Here is a 1,652-nt window from a genome sequence, read left to right on the forward strand (position 1 = left end):
CCACCTATATTGGAAGGATCAGAGGCATTTATTACACTACTTTCATCCCCTGTATCGCTTTTGATATAAACTGTTGTGGAGCCTGAGACATCACCGTGGATCAGAAGTCTATCGGTTTTTTGATCGGCACTTGCTACGCCATCACTCCAAGCAATGTTGAAGTAAATATTTGCGTCACCAGAGGCGTTGTAGACTGCTTTTGTGTTTGGTTTACCAGATCCTATATGCAATGTGTGATAATGATCGTCTACCAGTCCATCAAAAACAATAGAACTGTTGTTGAGACTAAGTACAGAAACATCAGAACGAGATCTTTGAGCAATATCAAGCAGTTTGCCATCATCATTGAGTTCTGTTGCGCTGGTTTTTACGATCCATTGTGTCTTGTTTTTTAGATCAAAACGTACATTTCTGTCTTTAGAAATATTTGCTCTGCCTTCTAAAGTTGAATGATCAGCGCTTAATGTGAAGGTGCCGTTGGAGATCTCGGTAATATCATCTTCTTCCCAAAAGCTTTTTTCTTTCGTAAAGAGACCGTCCCCTAATAACACGTCGGCATGGATTTCCGAATTTGTGAGATTAACTGTACCAATTGACAGATCAGCACTATTTTTAATGTTAGCGTTAGTGAAAGCTCCAATGAGAATTCCTGTACCATTTTTAACGTGAATATCTGCATTGGTTAAATTGATTTCATTGGTTTGATGTTTTTGTGGATCATTTAGCTCATCTTGTTTGGTAGTAGGGCGAGCTACGAATTGCAAACCAGAAACTTCTGCTGTTGCAGAAACATCTGTTAAATCAATATGCCCACCACCCACTACAAGTGATGCAACTTTTTTTGCTTCTATTTGGCTTTTTATCCCATCCCGTGATGCATCAGTGGAGTTACTGATCATCTTAATTGTGCTATTATCGAATGCAGAAAGGCCAATATCAACTTTTTTAATGGCTGTTTTTCCTTTTAATTCAACTTTGCTACCCATATCATTTGTTTTTACACCAATGCTGCTTCTTTCGGGTATCTCATTACTTTTGAATTCAGCACCAATTATCGTTATATCCTTGCTAAAGATTTTGCCACCATTGGATGTAACAAGGCCAGTAACAACTTTTTCAAGGGTTGTTTTGCCGTTTAAATTGATTTCGCTATTTGCATTGTCGGCCCACACTCCTGTAGCAGAAATGTCTACTATGGCTTCATTACCTATCATCATTAGATCTTCACTAGTAATTTTACCACCGTCATCTGCAAAAAGCCCTGTTACAGCATTTTTAAGTGTTGTTTTACCATATAATTTAATTACGCTGTCTTTGCCCTCAACACTTGCACCGATACCATCACCATCTGTTGTTTTTAGAGCAACATTTGTGACCGTAATGTGTCCACCGTCTGCAGCAGCCAATGCTGCTTCCCTCCCAGTTACAGTTCCTCCGGTCATTGTGATGGTGGAGCCTGAGGCTTTTGCATAGAGTCCATTGGAATCAGATGATGTAATTTGCGCATTGTTGGTTAAAATAATGGCGCTGCCATTTTGAGCAAATATTGTCGAATCTTTTGCATCAAATGATCCCCCAGAGACTGTTATTGTCGAGTGATCATCTGCAACTATGGCACTGGTTGCTTGAGTGACAGTTACATTTTTTAAAGT

The 1,652-nt window shown here is 39.3% G+C and carries 1 pseudogene; it reads right to left on the bottom strand.

Annotated features, from left to right (window positions below):
- Window positions 1–1,652: pseudogene (locus tag ACFIKE_RS10250) on the bottom strand (autotransporter outer membrane beta-barrel domain-containing protein); the annotation flags it as partial.

The organism is Bartonella sp. MU70NMGDW (assembly GCF_042194085.1).
GTDB classification, from domain to species: Bacteria; Pseudomonadota; Alphaproteobacteria; order Rhizobiales; family Rhizobiaceae; genus Bartonella; species Bartonella grahamii.